The 15,287-nt window shown below is 31.2% G+C and carries 13 protein-coding genes and 1 pseudogene; 9 read left to right on the top strand and 5 right to left on the bottom strand.

The genetic code is table 11. The features are described 5' to 3' along the window. Nucleotides 1-198, top strand: a pseudogene (locus Q0C58_RS00755) (hypothetical protein); the annotation flags it as partial. Nucleotides 199-277: 79 nt separating this feature from the next. Here Q0C58_RS00755 and Q0C58_RS00750 read toward each other — a convergent pair. Continuing rightward, complete coding sequence (locus tag Q0C58_RS00750; RefSeq protein WP_290696382.1) at nucleotides 278-1,702, bottom strand: L-serine ammonia-lyase; 1,425 nt, start codon at nucleotides 1,700-1,702, stop codon at nucleotides 278-280. Nucleotides 1,703-1,852: 150 nt separating this feature from the next. After that, the gene (locus Q0C58_RS00745; RefSeq protein ID WP_290696381.1) at nucleotides 1,853-2,353 is read right to left on the bottom strand and encodes a dihydrolipoamide dehydrogenase; all 501 of its coding nucleotides are present in this window, start codon (nucleotides 2,351-2,353) and stop codon (nucleotides 1,853-1,855) included. 291 nt (nucleotides 2,354-2,644) lie between these two features. On the opposite strand from Q0C58_RS00745, the gene dnaK reads away from it, so the two are divergent. The 4 genes from dnaK to Q0C58_RS00725 all read left to right on the top strand — a co-directional run bounded on the left by dnaK (nucleotide 2,645) and on the right by Q0C58_RS00725 (nucleotide 9,672). Next, a complete protein-coding gene (dnaK, locus tag Q0C58_RS00740) occupies nucleotides 2,645-4,549 on the top strand; it encodes a molecular chaperone DnaK (protein ID WP_290696380.1) in 1,905 nt (634 codons plus the stop codon). A gap of 383 nt (nucleotides 4,550-4,932) precedes the next feature. Further along, nucleotides 4,933-5,451 carry a PAS domain-containing protein gene (locus Q0C58_RS00735; protein ID WP_290696378.1) on the top strand — a complete coding sequence of 173 codons (519 nt, stop codon included), beginning with the start codon at nucleotides 4,933-4,935 and terminating at the stop codon, nucleotides 5,449-5,451. Nucleotides 5,452-5,586: 135 nt separating this feature from the next. Then, the gene (locus tag Q0C58_RS00730) at nucleotides 5,587-8,640 is read left to right on the top strand and encodes a hypothetical protein (protein ID WP_290696376.1); all 3,054 of its coding nucleotides are present in this window, start codon (nucleotides 5,587-5,589) and stop codon (nucleotides 8,638-8,640) included. Nucleotides 8,641-8,724: 84 nt separating this feature from the next. After that, a complete protein-coding gene (locus Q0C58_RS00725) occupies nucleotides 8,725-9,672 on the top strand; it encodes a nitronate monooxygenase (RefSeq protein ID WP_290696374.1) in 948 nt (315 codons plus the stop codon). Nucleotides 9,673-9,698: 26 nt separating this feature from the next. On the opposite strand, the gene Q0C58_RS00720 is transcribed toward Q0C58_RS00725, so the two are convergent. Then, nucleotides 9,699-11,774, bottom strand: a complete 2,076-nt coding sequence (locus Q0C58_RS00720) for a DUF3857 domain-containing transglutaminase family protein (protein WP_290696372.1) — start codon at nucleotides 11,772-11,774, stop codon at nucleotides 9,699-9,701. A 214-nt stretch (nucleotides 11,775-11,988) separates the two neighbouring features. Then, the gene (locus Q0C58_RS00715; protein WP_290696370.1) at nucleotides 11,989-12,147 is read right to left on the bottom strand and encodes a hypothetical protein; all 159 of its coding nucleotides are present in this window, start codon (nucleotides 12,145-12,147) and stop codon (nucleotides 11,989-11,991) included. A 138-nt stretch (nucleotides 12,148-12,285) separates the two neighbouring features. Between Q0C58_RS00715 and Q0C58_RS00710 the strand changes: the two genes are divergently transcribed. Together Q0C58_RS00710 and Q0C58_RS00705 are read left to right on the top strand one after the other, a co-directional pair. Further along, entirely contained in the window at nucleotides 12,286-12,537 is a 252-nt protein-coding gene (locus Q0C58_RS00710; protein ID WP_290696368.1) for a type II toxin-antitoxin system ParD family antitoxin, read from the top strand. After that, nucleotides 12,530-12,829 carry a type II toxin-antitoxin system RelE/ParE family toxin gene (locus Q0C58_RS00705; RefSeq protein WP_290696366.1) on the top strand — a complete coding sequence of 100 codons (300 nt, stop codon included), beginning with the start codon at nucleotides 12,530-12,532 and terminating at the stop codon, nucleotides 12,827-12,829. The genes Q0C58_RS00710 and Q0C58_RS00705 overlap by 8 nt, the downstream gene beginning before the upstream one ends. Before the next feature lie 228 nt (nucleotides 12,830-13,057). Here Q0C58_RS00705 and Q0C58_RS00700 read toward each other — a convergent pair whose 3' ends face one another. Further along, nucleotides 13,058-13,216 carry a hypothetical protein gene (locus tag Q0C58_RS00700; RefSeq protein WP_290696365.1) on the bottom strand — a complete coding sequence of 53 codons (159 nt, stop codon included), beginning with the start codon at nucleotides 13,214-13,216 and terminating at the stop codon, nucleotides 13,058-13,060. 86 nt (nucleotides 13,217-13,302) lie between these two features. Between Q0C58_RS00700 and Q0C58_RS00695 the strand changes: the two genes are divergently transcribed. Continuing rightward, nucleotides 13,303-13,791 carry a hypothetical protein gene (locus Q0C58_RS00695; protein ID WP_290696363.1) on the top strand — a complete coding sequence of 163 codons (489 nt, stop codon included), beginning with the start codon at nucleotides 13,303-13,305 and terminating at the stop codon, nucleotides 13,789-13,791. A 486-nt stretch (nucleotides 13,792-14,277) separates the two neighbouring features. Then, nucleotides 14,278-15,057, top strand: coding sequence for a hypothetical protein (locus Q0C58_RS00690; RefSeq protein ID WP_290696361.1), 780 nt, complete (start codon nucleotides 14,278-14,280; stop codon nucleotides 15,055-15,057). The last annotated feature ends 230 nt before the right edge of the window (nucleotides 15,058-15,287 follow it).

The following is a 15,287-nucleotide window of genomic DNA, read 5'->3' as shown; positions in this document are numbered from 1 at the left end:
AGTTTCGATCAAGTAAATGCACTCTTAGCAGATGGTACTTTAGTTCCTTTTAGAGGAAATGCTAATACTTCTCCATTAGCTAATTCATTTTCTGATTTGCTAACTGCAACAGGAGCAATTATAAACTGTCCAGTAATTACACAACCGGAGCCAAGTGTTATAGGCACGCAAATTGGTTTACCAACAAATGCACAATAGAAATTAAAAGAAACAAAGATTAGTTTGTTTGTTAATAAGGTCAAGTGGTATTTATACTTCTTGACCTTATGTTTTTATATTAACAATCTGCCATGTTAACACTTACAGCCAACCCACCTTTACTTGTTTCCTTATACTTAGTATTCATGTCTTTTGCAGTTTCCCACATTGTATTAACTACTTTATCTAAAGGGACTTTTACATTTTTAGGGTCTGTATTTAATGCTAACTCAGCAGCATTAATGGCTTTAATTGCTCCCATAGCATTACGCTCTATACATGGTATTTGCACTAAACCACCAATAGGATCGCAGGTTAAACCTAAATGATGTTCCATAGCAATTTCTGCTGCAATCATTACTTGCTCTGCTGTACCACCTAATAATTCGCATAGAGCACCAGCAGCCATTGCAGAACTAACTCCAATTTCGGCTTGACAGCCACCCATTGCAGCACTAATAGTAGCACCTTTTTTAAAGATACTACCTATTTCTCCAGCAACTAATAAAAATTGTTTAATGTGTTTAAAATTGGCATCATGATTTTCTATTACCAAATAATACATTAAAACTGAAGGAATAACTCCAGCACTACCATTAGTAGGAGCAGTAACTACACGACCAAGTGCCGCATTTACTTCGTTTACAGATAAAGCAAAGCAGCTTACCCATTTTAAAATCTGGCGAAATTTAACTTCACTTTTTCTTATGGATTGTAACCATTCTTGAGAGTTAACATAAGGGATTTCAATATTTAAACCTTTGTGTATATCGAAAGCACGACGTCTTACATTTAATCCTCCAGGTAAAGTGCCTTCGGTATGGCATCCCGTAAACATACAATCTAACATGGTTTGCCAGATGCGTTGTAATTCGTGATCTATAGTTTTATCGTTTCTAAGGGATCTTTCATTTTCTAAAACAATTTCAGAAATCATTTTATTTTCACTTTTACAATATGCTAATAACTCTGTTGCTTTATTTACAGGAAAAGGAAATTCGCTTTTTAGTGCTGCGTTTTCAGCATCAACTGTTCGTTCTTCTTTAATTACAAAACCACCACCAATAGAGTAGAAGGTAGATTGATGAATTTGGGTATTCAATTTAAATGCAGTGAATGTTATAGCATTAGAGTGAAATGGGAGAAACACACGATTAAAAACGATTTCAGACTGTCTATCGAAATCAATTATTTTTTCGTTTCCCAAAACAAGTTTTTCGGTGTTATCAATAGACGCTATAATAATATCTATAGTTTCGGTTGGTATGTATTCTGGATCGCTACCGCTTAAACCTAACATGACTGCCAAATCTGTTGCGTGCCCTTTTCCTGTAAGGGATAAAGAACCGTATAAATCTATTTGTACACGTGTAACATCTTTAAAAACATGGTCTGCTTTTAATTCTACAAGCCAACGCTCTGCAGCACGCCAAGGCCCTAAAGTATGAGAACTTGATGGTCCAATACCAATTTTTAGCATATCGAAAATTGAAATACATTCCATAATTACTATATCGTTTTAGTAACACAAATATAGCTTTTTGTTTATAGTTTTAAACATAAAAAAACAGCTCCGATTTTTAATAATCAAAACTGTTTATACTTATAAATTAATTAGGGAAAACTTATGTTTTACTGTAAATTATTATTTAGTTTAAGGTTGTTTTATATAATTTGAAACTTCTCCATAATTATTAACATCAATATTTTTACTGTTAACAAAATCTACAGGTAATATAACAATTCTAAAAGTTTGATCTAAAGTATCACCAGGAAGTAAATTATTAAAATTAAAAGTTGAAGGTCCATCTATAAAAATGGTTACAAAATCAAAATTGTGTTCAAAGTTATATTGAAACTCTTGGCCATTATTAGTGTAAATAGTTTCAGGAAGCACTTTCCATACATCAAAACCGCCTGCTTGACCGTTAAGACGATAAACTAAAACCATGTCAGACTCAAATAAATCTATATCTAAAGGGATTTCAAGAGTTTGTTGAAAATTGTTTGAGGATACTAAATCTATGGTTCTTTCAAAAGATTGAGCCACAAAAATGCCACCATCTTGGCCGTCTCTTCCATCTAGACCATCTGTACCAGAGCAAGATGTTAAAAATAAAGCAAAAATGGAAATCACAAATAATATACGTTTCATATAATAAATATTTTAAATTGTTTTTTAGGTTCACATGGAGTATCCAAATAAACATTTGTTTTATATAACAGTAGTTATAGTTATGTATTGTAATAATATAGTGTATCAAAACTAATACCAAAGTAACACCAAATAAAAATAATTACTAAATATAAAATATGACATCATGTCACATTTTTTCTAGTGGCATAACTATTGTCTTATTCAATTTGTAAAAAATTATTAAAATACATTTCGCTTTACTGAAGTTTTATTCAACATTAAAGCGGTAAACTAAAACAAATATAAATTATGAGTAAAATTATTGGAATCGATTTAGGAACTACCAACTCTTGCGTTTCTGTGATGGAAGGTAACGAGCCAGTAGTTATCCCAAATGCTGAAGGTAAAAGAACAACACCATCAGTTATCGCTTTTGTAGAAGGAGGAGAAATTAAAGTTGGAGATCCAGCAAAAAGACAAGCAGTTACTAACCCAACAAAAACAGTATATTCTGTTAAACGTTTTATGGGTAACAAGTATTCTGAGTCTAAAAAAGAAGCAGAACGTGTACCTTACAAAGTAGTAAAAGGAGATAATGATACACCACGTGTAGATATTGATGGTCGTTTATACACACCTCAAGAATTATCTGCAATGGTATTACAGAAAATGAAAAAAACTGCTGAAGATTACTTAGGGACTTCAGTAACAGAAGCAGTAATTACTGTACCTGCTTATTTTAACGATGCACAACGCCAAGCAACTAAAGAAGCTGGTGAAATTTCAGGTTTAAAAGTTCGCAGAATTATCAACGAGCCAACAGCAGCAGCTTTAGCTTATGGTATGGACAAAAAAGGAATTGACCAAAAAATTGTTGTTTTCGATTTTGGAGGAGGAACGCATGATGTATCTATCCTTGAATTAGGAGATGGTGTATTTGAAGTTTTATCTACAGATGGTGATACACACTTAGGAGGTGATGATGTAGACCAGAAAATAATTAATTGGTTAGCAGACGAGTTTAACGCTGAAGAGTCTATGGACTTACGTAAAGATCCAATGTCTTTACAACGTTTAAAGGAAGCTGCAGAAAAAGCTAAGATTGAATTATCTGCTTCAGAGCAAACAGAAATTAACTTACCTTATATTACAGCTACTGCATCTGGACCAAAACACTTAGTACGTACATTAACACGTTCTAAATTCGAGCAATTAATTGACGATTTAGTAAAAAGAACAATAGAGCCTTGTGCAACAGCTTTAAAAGCAGCAGGATTATCTAAAAGTGATATCGACGAAGTAATTTTAGTTGGTGGATCTACACGTATTCCAGCAGTACAACAAGCAGTAGAAAAGTTTTTCGGAAAAACGCCTTCTAAAGGTGTAAATCCTGATGAGGTTGTTTCTTTAGGAGCAGCAATTCAAGGTGGTGTTTTATCTGGAGATGTTAAAGATGTATTACTTTTAGATGTAACACCTTTATCATTAGGTATCGAAACAATGGGTAACGTAATGACGAAACTTATTGAAGCAAATACTACAATTCCTACTAAAAAATCGCAAGTATTCTCTACAGCAGCAGACAACCAACCTTCAGTGGAAATTCACGTATTACAAGGTGAACGTGCTATGGCTGCAGATAATAAAACAATAGGACGTTTTCATTTAAGTGATATTCCACCAGCACAAAGAGGAGTTCCTCAAATTGAAGTAACCTTCGATATCGATGCAAACGGAATTATTAAAGTTTCTGCAACAGATAAAGCAACTAACAAGACACAAGATATTAGAATCGAAGCGTCTTCTGGTTTAACTGAAGAAGAAATTGCAGCAATGAAAGCTGATGCTGAAGCAAATGCAGAAGCAGATGCAAAAGCAGCAGAAAATGCTAAGAAATTAAACGAAGCAGATTCTATGATTTTCCAAACAGAAAATCAATTAAAAGAATTTGGTGACAAAATATCTGATGATAAAAAAGCACCAATTGAAGAAGCTTTAGCAGAATTAAAAGTAGCATACGAAACTAAAGATGTAGCAGTTATAGAGCCAGCTTTAGACAAACTTAATGAAGTTTGGAAAGTAGCTAGCGAAGAAATGTACAAAGCACAAGCAGATGCTCAAGGTGGAGCAGCTGGACCAGATGCAGGAGCAGGAGAACCAGCTCAAGCAGAAAGTGATAATGTTGAAGACGTAGATTTCGAAGAAGTAAAATAATTTTTGTCATTCCGTACTTGATACGGAATCCATAAATATTAAAACGCAATCATTAATTTGGTTGCGTTTTTGTGTTTAATAAAACAACTTAGTTTTATATGTATTAAAGTAAATTTATTAGACAATTGCTTTTATCTAATAAAGTAATACTTAAACATTATATTTGTTATATTAAAAGGTAACTTTAAGTTATAAATGGAATTGTGTTAAACTCACAAGCTGTCGCGCAACTGTAATTAATAATAGACATTATTATAAGCCAGATTACTTACCTTAATTAATACATAACAATAATACTTTCGCGAGATGAAGTATGTTGATAGATTATAGAAGCGTACTTATCGTTTATTCTATCCATGTTTCATTGAAGATACATTTAAAAAATGAAACAAATGAAAACAACACCACTTAGAGCACCATTAAAAAGTTGGGATTTTTATGCCACATTTCTTCTAAGGCAAGAAAAAGAGCTTACTAAAAATACAGATATTAAAATATTAAAAGAGTTTAAGGAAAAATACCATTGGTCTTTTGATATAGAAAAAGCGCTAAATGAAACAACATTTGAAGCGATAGTATTAACAAATAGCGATCAGGTAATTCAATGGGTTAATAAAGGGTTCTCCAATATGACAGGTTATCCTGCAAACTTCTCAAAAGGTAAACAGCCTAAGTTCTTACAAGGTGAAAAATCATCAAAAGCTTCATTAAAAAATATAAGAGAAAATATAAAAAGAGAGTTTCATTTTAAAGAACGTGTTATAAACTATAGAAAAAACGGACAAGAGTATGTTTGCGATATTGAGATTTTTCCTTTAAAAAATAAAGAAGGGAAAGTGTTACATCTCTTAGCTTTAGAAAAAGAAGTTGTTCTTCCGTTTAATACTTTGAAAAAAAGTTAATAACTAATAGAGTGTTACTAATTTGATTGCGTTTTTTTGTTTTAATAGCCTATATTAATTGTTATGCATTGATTTATGATTTTTACTTATCTTTAATGCATTAATATTTTTTTTTCAGATTTAACGCTATTAATCATGAATAACAACTACAAAACCATTAATCGTTTTCTTTTCTTTTTTTGTATTTTATTACTGTCTTCAAATTTAGTTTTGTCTTCAGAAGTTTATAATACTACTCTAGTAAATAGTGAAACATGCATAACAGAAGAGCCCACAACTTTATTTGATGATGATGCATTAGTTCAAAAATTAAAAACAGCATTAACCTCCATCTACAAGGAAAGTAAGTTAGAGTTTAAAAATTTCTCTTCCAAAAAATCTGACAATGAGATTACACTTAATGGTACTTTAGAGTTTTATAGAGAAGATATATCAGTTAGTACACTATTTACTACAGATGGCAAAATTTTAAGTTTATCAGGTAAACTTCAACCAGGTAAAAAATTAAGTAATAGAAAATTTAAATTCCTTTCAAAAAGCAGTAAAGGTCTAGCAAATTGGTTTCCAGAAACACTCCGAGAAAGTATTGCATTAGACAATTTTAGTATCGCGTTTGATGAAACATCACAACAACCATCGGAAATTGCAATAGCAATATCTACAGTTAATAGTTGGAAAATACTAGATAACGGTATGTTGACTTTTAATACTATTACTGGAGAGTTAAAAACAGAAAACCCAACAAAGTCACCAACTGTAACAGCGACATTAGAAGGAGACTTTAAAATAGGACCAACAACAATAAAATCTACAGCATCTGTTGGTAATGCAAGAGAAGCATGGACTTTTGGTGGTGAATTAAGTGATTTAAGTATTACAGATATTATAAAATCTGTATATGGTACTATAAGTGGTATGTCTATGCCAGAAGGTATTGTAGATATTGGTATTGGAAATGCTTCTTTTACTGTTATTCCTGGTTTAAAAACATTTTTGTTGAATGGAAAAGGTTCAATTTCTGGGACTGAATTAGGAGAGCTTCAGCTTAAAATAGCTCCAAAGGATAAAAACAATTTAGGTTTTATGGTTGGTATATCTCCAGCTTCAAATTTTAAGATGGCTAGTATAGATCCTAATCTTAAAATGTTAGACGATTTAAAAATCACCAATTTTGGTATGGTTTTGTCTTCGCATACTTCTGTTAATGCAGAATTAGATGTTTTTAAAAAACTAGGAGGAACGTCTAAAATAGGTCGTGGTTTTAATTTTATTGGTGCTTTCGATCTCTCTGCAGATGGTATTAATCTCGACGAACTTATAGGTGTAAAGTCTGTAATGATAAGAGCTGTAGTTAGTAATAAACTATCAGATTTATTATTAGAAGGCGCAATAAATACAAATATTAAATTTTCTGAAGCAGTAGCTTTTAAAAAAATAGTTTTTCGTTTAAAACCAGCACCTTCAAACTTTGAGGTTTCAATGGGAGGAGAATTAGAGGTTAAAATAGATAAAGATATTTTGCTATTTGAAGCCAATATGAAAATTGACCTTACAGATCAAGCTATTATTGTTAACGGATTAATGAATGGTACATGGAATGCTCCTTTTGATATTAAAGCTTTAAGCATTGGTAATTTAGGTGCAGAATTTGGTTTAAGTTTTAGAACCACACCTTTTCCATTACCACAAATGGGAATAAAAGGAGAGCTAAGAATTAAAGAGTTTAATGGCGATTTATTTGTGTACTTAAATGCTAATAATCCATCAGAAAGTGCCATTGATGCTGGATTTGATAAAGTAAGTCTAAAAGCTATTTTAGAAGAGTTTTGTGATAAAGAAACCATTCAAAAAATTCCTCAAGACATAAGAAATACAATTTTAGATGTAAATATGGAAAATGCCAGACTCACAGCAGCTGCAAGACCTTTAACAGATTTACTTGGTAAAGATTTTGAGCCTGGATTTAGAGTAAAAGGCACAGCTACAATAGGAGATATCGCTGGAGCTAATTTAGATGTTCAAGTTGGTTTTGATGGTATTGACGCTTCTGCAGGAATAAAGAAAATTAGTCATCTTCCTTTCTTTGAGTTGAAAGGAGCTAGAGGTATGGAAGATCCTATGATTAGAATAATAGCAAAAGCTAGTACAGATTCTAAAGTAGAAATTTCAGGATCTGCAACCTTATTAGGTTTAACAACCGAAGCGTACATGCTTTTAAACGATAAAGGTTTCGATCTAGAAGCTAACGGAAAAATTTTCGATGCATTTCAAGTAAAGTTAGAAGTAAGTGGCAATCGTGTTACAGATGGTGGAAGTTTTAGAGTAGCAGCTACTATGGAAGAAGACTTTATGGCTTATATTACTAAACATGCGTCTGAAGAAATAGATAAAGCAACTAAAAAAACGCAAGAAGATATTACTACAGCACAAAATAAAATTACTAACGCTCAAAAAGAAGTCAATAGATTAAATGGCAACATAGCAAGTATGCGCAATACTGTAAAAGCAGAACGTAAAAGAGATTTGGATAATATTAAAAATGCACGACAAGCTGTTGTAAATGAAAAGCAAAATCATTTTAATGCTATTGAAAACAACATAAACAGTATTAATAAAAAAATTAATGCTGCACATGCTGGAATTGCAAGAAAAAAGAAAGAAATAGCTAATGCTAATATTTTAGAAAAAGCAGGACTCTCTTTATTACACGCACCTTATTTTACAGAACAAGCAGCAATAATTTCTACTCAGGAAATTGCTAAAACCGCACAGCAAGGCTATAAAGAAGCTGCAAATTTAGCATTAATAGCCGCTGAAGAAAGTGTAGGATTAGTGCATACTTTAGGAAGTAAAACACCAATAGATGCAGATCCAAGAATTGTTGCACTAATAGGTTCTAAAGAAACGGCAAATGGTTTAATGGAAGCAGGTAAAGGTATTCTAGAAGGTGCAAAAATAGTTGGAGTAGGTACTTTAGGTGCTGCAAAATGGATTGTAGAAAATGGTCCAACTAGTGTTGTTAATATAACATATGCACATTTTGAAGCTAAATTAAGTGCTGCAGATGGAGGTTCTATAAAAGTACACTTTAAAGGTACTTTTGCAGGTGATACTTTAGATGAGAAATTTACTATCAACTTTAAAAGCCCACTCGAAAGTGTTAAAGATTTTGCTGAGAGCTTACTTTAAACGTCTAATGCCTAGATTTAGAGATTACTTAGAAACTATGCGTGCATAATATTTATTATATTTGCATAAATTGATACAACACTTATGCAAACCAAACTCACAGAACTTTTAAATATAAAACACCCAATAATTAAAGCACCTATGTTCTTGGTTTCTAACGTTACTATGGTAACAGAAGCTATGAAAGGTGGAATAGCTGGTTGCATTCCTGCGTTAAATTATAGAACGCTTGATGAGTTACGCGTTGCATTAAAAGCATTAAAAGCTAATAAAGTAGAAGGTGGATCGTTTGGTTTTAATTTAATAGTAAATAAATCGAACTTAAAATATAAAGGACAATTAGAAGTGATTTGCGAAGAAGGCTGCGATTTTATAATAACGTCTCTAGGAAGCCCAGAAGAAACCATAAAACAAGCCCATAAAGCAGGTATTAAAGTATTTTGTGATGTAACAGACTTACACTTTGCTAAAAAAGTAGAACTACTAGGAGCAGATGCTGCTATTGCAGTAAACAGTGAAGCTGGAGGACACAGAGGTAATTTATCGCCTCAAGAATTAACACACTTATTAAATATTAATTTAACTATTCCAGTAATTTCTGCAGGAGGAGTAGGTTGTAAGGCAGATATAGATAAAATGCTAAGTTATGGAGCTGAAGGTGTAAGCGTTGGAAGTCCATTTATAGCATCTATAGAAGCAGGAGTTACAGACGAGTACAAGCAAGCATGCGTAGATTATGGTGCAAAGGATATTGTGATGACGCAACGTATTTCTGGCACACCATGTACAGTAATTAATACACCATACATTCAAAAAATAGGCACTAAAGAATCTTGGATTGAATCTGTTTTAAATAAAAACAGGAAATTAAAAAAATGGGTTAAGATGATTCGTTTTTCAATAGGTATGAAAGACACAGAAAATGCAGCAAAAAAAGCCACTTATAAAACCGTCTGGGTTGCAGGACCAAGTATTGAGCACACAAAGGCCATACTTCCAGTAAAAGATATTATTGATAAATTGGTTAATTAATTTTATGTCAATAATATAAAAGAAAACTAATCTCTTTTTACACGATAAAATAAGAAATAAATAAGCGCAAAAAGTAAGCTTACAATTAACGCAGCATAGACTAACATTTCTAGTAGAGTGCTTAATCCATCTTTTAAATTATCCATACTATCTAAATCATCAAAATCGGTTCCACTTTCTGGAATAAAAATAGAATAACCCAATGCATTATTAACCTTTTTAGCATCTTTAATGTAAGTGCTTAAATCTTGAGTTTCTAAATAATCGTTCTGCATTTTTAAATAATATTTTAGATCTAAAATGTTTTTACGGTTGTTATATTTTACTTCATCTGTATAATAAAAAGCTTTAGAGCTAATAATCTGTTCGCTTTTTTCAATATCCCAAGCTTCTGGTAGATGTACTTTAATTTTATGCTCTTTAATGGTTGGGTAATATAAGTCTATTTCGTTTTTTCTTTCTTTTTTGTTGGGAACATAAAGTATGCTTTGTAAGGTGCTTGGTGTAAAATAAGCAGCGATGTAGCCTTTTTTATCTTCCATTGGTCTCCATAAACTATCAATTTTATATTCTTCAATTACTGTAAATAAGTTCTCCTTTTCGTTATCTGAAATCTCAGGATTTTTTAAAGACGCAATATCAAAATAATAGTTAGCATAGAATTTTTCATATTCTTTAGAAATAGAATTAATACTATTATTTTTAAAATAGTTACGCATGCCATCTGCTTCATTTTCGTGGTAAATTGTAGTTACTTTAAGTTTTGCTCCTTTGCCAACGGCTTCTAAAAAGTACTCGTCTTGAACTTCAACCATATTTACTGCAGCAGTATATATGGTGTCAAAGGCTTTAGTATTTGGCTTTAAAACTAATCCATATTTATAATTTGGAAAATAGACGTTATCGTAAGTTCCGCCTTGATTAGTAATTGTAGGATCGTAATAAATTTCGCGTTCATCTTTATCTATAACCTTAATAACACAGTGATCGAAAAAAACAGGAGAAGGCAAGATTTCTGTAATGGTGTGTTTAAGCGATGTGTTTACTAACATAGGATATGCTTTAATTCCCATTTCTTTTAGCATAACAGACAACATTAAACTCTTGTCTTTACAATCTCCAAAACGTTGATTTAATACTTTATTTGGTGTAAAAGGTTTGTATGCACCAATGCCATCTTCTAGACCTAAATACCTAATTTCGTTTTGTACAAACTCTAAAGCTGCTTTTATTTTTTCGCCTTCAGTTTTGTTAGATTTTTCTATATTTTTAATGGTTTTAATTAAGGCAGTGTTAGGTTTTTCGTTAAGCGTGTAAGTGTCAATTCCCCAATTTATAACCTCTTCCCAACTTTTATATTCGCTTACATAAACAATTTCACCTTCAAGTTTCCAGTTAGGCGTATTGTCTTCGTATTCAATACGTTTGGTGTTTTTATTGTTCCAAAAATAGGTTGTCAAATTATTTTTAGTATTAATTTCTGGTTTTAAATCGGTGTTAAAAGCCTTATAGTTTAGCTCGTTTTTAGAAAACAAGGTCACACTTATTTGCCCAATAGATTCGTAATTATTAAAATAATAAGAGTGTGAAAACTTACCTTTATGGATTGGATTAAAACCTAAAATTGTATAGCTATACGCTACAATATCGTCTGTTCTAACATCTGTAAGATTAAGTACAGCAGACATTGAGCCATCGTATAAATTGTTTTCGGCATTAGTTTCACGTCTTAAAACCTGAAAATTTTCTGGTTGTAATTTATCTATTTTCTCTTGGTCTCTTAAAATATAAATTTCATGAAATGTTAGTTTTTGATATTTAGGATCGTAACCTACACTTATACTGGAAGCATCTTGAACACCAACATTATCTGTAATTTTTGTTACAAATTTAGAATAGGTTTCTTGCTTAGGGATATGCGTTTGGTAATCGTAGAATAGTGTTGAGGTACCTTGTGTAATATCGTCTGCACTAATATCTGGAGTTAAACTGTAGTCTATAGTGTTTATCCAATTAGGAACAGGACTTGTTGCAACTTGAGCAGTAGAAACAGTTATAGTAAAGAATGCTATTAGTAAGTTTATTATTAAAGTATTGCGCATACGAAAATGTAAATTTTAGCTAATTTAAATTTAAAATTTATTTAAATAGAATTAATAGCTTAAAAAAGTAAAATTGATAGTTTGTATAATGTTTTTAAGACTTGACTTTGTTATTTTTTTAGGCTAACTTCGTTAAACGTCTGATATAAAACATTGAAACGATTTCATATCAGGTAACACGTTAAACAAACCTTTTCAAAAAAACCACCAACACCTAAACTAATCCACCAATAATCTCCATATTAACAACATGTTTCCCGTCAAAAGGAATACTATTTACATTATTTCCAAACAATTGTTTAATATTTGGTTTATTGTTTAAAAAAGTAAAATTGATAGTTTGTATAATGTTTTTAAGACTTGACTTTATCATTTTTTTAGGCTAACTTCATTTAACGTCTGATATAAAACATTGAAACGATTTCATATCAGGTAATACGTTGTAGTGCAATTTGAGAAAAATTCTGTTTTTATACCAATTTTTGGTATATTTGAGTCAAATTTTATTCAAATGAACAAAAACACATCAATATCACTCGGAAATTATTTTGACCAATTCGTTCAAAGTAGCATAACTGATGGAAGGTTTAAAAACGTTAGCGAAGTTATTCGTGCAGGATTAAGACTTTTGGAAGAAGAAGAAAGCAAAGTGATTGCATTGAAAAACGCTATTCAAGAAGGAATTGAAAGCGGAATAGCTCACGATTTTGAACCAAAAAAACATCTTGAATCCCTAAAAGCGAAAAAGCACTCGAATGGCTAAATATAAGTTGACAAACAAAGCTGTTGAGGATTTATCAAAGATTTGGGATTATACATTTGAAATTTGGACGGAAAAACAAGCTGACAAATATTACGGTGAACTGATTTCTGATTGTCAAGAAATTGCAGAAAATCAAAGTTTAGGAAAAAGCTACGAAGGGATATCTAAGCAACTTCTCGGAATGAAGACAAATCGACATATCATTTTCTATAGAACAGTAAACGAAAATTATGTTGAGATAACCAGAATATTACACGAAAGAATGGATTTGAAGAAAAGAATAGCGGAATAAAAACTGCACACAACAATGGCTATAATTAATACGGGTTTTGGTACTTAACCAAAAATTTAGGTACATTTACGAAGTCCGCCAAATCTTTTGATTTGGCTTTAAAACAAAAAAGATAAAACAAAATAAAAAGCTTTGACTAAGAACTTAATCGAAAGTTCACCGCTTTTAATTCCCGTACTAACCATAGCCGAGACGTTAAACGAATCTTTGCTAAAAAACCACCAACACCTAAACCAATCCACCAATAATCTCCATATTAACAACATGTTTCCCGTCAAAAGGAATACTATTTACGTCATTTCCAAACAATTGTTGAATATTTGGTTTATTGTTTAAAAAAGTAGAATTGATAGTTTGTGTAGTGTTTTTAAGACTTGACTTTATCATTTTTTTAGGCTAACTTCGTTTAACGTCTGTTATAAAACATTGAAACGATTTCATATCAGGTAACACGTTAGCAACAATTTAAAAAAATGATATCAAAACACTTAATAGCTGGATTTATATTTGGAATATCAATGTCATTTATATCGTGGATAGTAGGAATGATAATTAACACTATTCTTGCTAAAACTGAATACTATAAAAAAATATCAAATTTTAGTTTCATAAAAAGTGAAACCATAAATAAAAATATCGGAATTAAATACTTCAAGTGGATTGTAAAAAATACTTTCTTCAAATTCTTTAATCAAAAAATAAAGGTGGAGAATAAAAAAACAGATTTGACCGAAATACGTCACGAAATGACTCTTTCAGAAATAAGTCACTTAATCGGATTTGTATTTGTGTCATTTTTTGCAGTTTATCAATGCTTTAATCAAAATTTTGTATTCGGACTAACAATGATGATACCGAATATTTTAATGAATTTCTTTCCTTCGTTATTACAACAGGAAAACAAAAGACGAATTGACAAGCTAATTAGCAGACAAATAAAAACTGTGGCTAACAAAGCCTAAACGTAATGCGGAGTTTTGGGCTTAATCGAAAGGTCTGTGTATATTTATAAAGTCGCTAAATCTTATGGATTTAGCTTTGAAAAAGAAAAAATAAAACTAAACAATAAGCTTTAGCTTCGTGCTCAGAAGGAAACGAAAGGTTTCCTTACTTTCGCACTACGCTTAGCCCAGCCGTTAAACGAACCTTTTCAAAAAAACCACCAACACCTAAACCAATCCACCAACAACCTCCAAATTAACAACATGTTTCCCGTTAAAAGGAATAATATTCACATCATTACCAAACAATTTTTGAGTTTTTGGTCTATTACTTAAAAAAGTAAAATATGTAGCTTATTATAATGTTTTAAGACTTGACTTTGTTATTTTTTTAGACTAACTTCGTTTAACGTCTGATATAAAACATTCAAACGATTTCATATCAGTTAACACGTTGTGTGCAAGTTGAGCAAGCCAAAAACAAAGAAATTGACAAAAAACTGACATATGAAGTGGATTAAAACCATAACCGATTTAAAAGAGCATATTTTCAGTAATAAAGAGAGAGTTTCGAATCACATAGCAGAAATTTCTAATGAAAAACCAAGAGAAATTTATTCCGAGGTTTGTAAAAAGATAGGAAACGAACTTTCACAGTTTGGCTTTACATATTATCCAAGCCAACATAAACTGAAATTGTTTAGTGAAAATAAAGAATATTGTCTTGAAATAAAATTCTCTTCTAGTCCTGACAATAAGGCTAATCAATATATAGAATTAAAAAGTTCATTCAGCGTATCATCAAAAGGATTAAGAAAATTTACAAAATCAAATCCATTGATAGATTATTGGAATGAAACAATAATTGGTAGAGATTTAGGAGTCTTAATAGATAATGATAAAGGAAACGCAATTTGGAATTTAGCAGATAAATATGATTATGAATTAGCACTAAAAATAATTCCCGAAACCTGCAAAAATGATTTGATTAAATATTTTGAGATAATACAGAATAATGAGATAGTTACTAAAGATATATTAAAAGGAGATTTCGATTTAGGAAGACCATCTACGACAACTCAATATCTTTTATATCACAATGATAAAAAAATTGCCGAAAAATACTTATCAAACTATCTAAAAGACAAAAAAGAATTGATAAAGGAAACCTACATAGAATCAAAAGCAAAAATTAAAAATGAAGGCATACCTGACTTTTTTGTTATGGGACATTATGGATATGAAGTAGCATTACTTGAGGAATTTTATGAATTGAACTTGAATTAAAAACCTGCACACAACAACGTGTATATAAAATCGCTTAAATTAGGGCTTAAAAAAAAGTGAGTTACCTATTTTTATTATGATTTTCCTGTGGAAAATCTAAGGATATAATAAACGCGACTTTCCATACACAATACCGTTAAACGAACCTTTTCAAAAAAACCACCAACACCTAAACCAATTCACCAACAACCTCCACATTAACAACATGTTTCCCATCAAAAGGAATAATA

The sequence above is a fragment of the Lacinutrix sp. genome (assembly GCF_023299985.1).
GTDB lineage: Bacteria > Bacteroidota > Bacteroidia > Flavobacteriales > Flavobacteriaceae > Lacinutrix.
This window is presented reverse-complemented; position numbering and strand designations above follow the sequence as displayed.

What these genes read in the sequence shown, in the direction of transcription:
- Q0C58_RS00730 (WP_290696376.1), top strand. Translation starts at nt 5,587, where the DNA reads ATGAATAACAACTACAAAACCATTAATCGTTTTCTTTTCTTTTTTTGT.
- dnaK (WP_290696380.1), top strand. Translation starts at nt 2,645, where the DNA reads ATGAGTAAAATTATTGGAATCGATTTAGGAACTACCAACTCTTGCGTT.
- Q0C58_RS00725 (WP_290696374.1), top strand. Translation starts at nt 8,725, where the DNA reads ATGCAAACCAAACTCACAGAACTTTTAAATATAAAACACCCAATAATT.
- Q0C58_RS00710 (WP_290696368.1), top strand. Translation starts at nt 12,286, where the DNA reads ATGAACAAAAACACATCAATATCACTCGGAAATTATTTTGACCAATTC.
- Q0C58_RS00750 (WP_290696382.1), bottom strand. Translation starts at nt 1,702, where the DNA reads ATGGAATGTATTTCAATTTTCGATATGCTAAAAATTGGTATTGGACCA.
- Q0C58_RS00745 (WP_290696381.1), bottom strand. Translation starts at nt 2,353, where the DNA reads ATGAAACGTATATTATTTGTGATTTCCATTTTTGCTTTATTTTTAACA.
- Q0C58_RS00695 (WP_290696363.1), top strand. Translation starts at nt 13,303, where the DNA reads ATGATATCAAAACACTTAATAGCTGGATTTATATTTGGAATATCAATG.
- Q0C58_RS00690 (WP_290696361.1), top strand. Translation starts at nt 14,278, where the DNA reads ATGAAGTGGATTAAAACCATAACCGATTTAAAAGAGCATATTTTCAGT.
- Q0C58_RS00735 (WP_290696378.1), top strand. Translation starts at nt 4,933, where the DNA reads ATGAAACAAATGAAAACAACACCACTTAGAGCACCATTAAAAAGTTGG.
- Q0C58_RS00705 (WP_290696366.1), top strand. Translation starts at nt 12,530, where the DNA reads ATGGCTAAATATAAGTTGACAAACAAAGCTGTTGAGGATTTATCAAAG.
- Q0C58_RS00700 (WP_290696365.1), bottom strand. Translation starts at nt 13,216, where the DNA reads ATGATAAAGTCAAGTCTTAAAAACACTACACAAACTATCAATTCTACT.
- Q0C58_RS00720 (WP_290696372.1), bottom strand. Translation starts at nt 11,774, where the DNA reads ATGCGCAATACTTTAATAATAAACTTACTAATAGCATTCTTTACTATA.
- Q0C58_RS00715 (WP_290696370.1), bottom strand. Translation starts at nt 12,147, where the DNA reads ATGATAAAGTCAAGTCTTAAAAACATTATACAAACTATCAATTTTACT.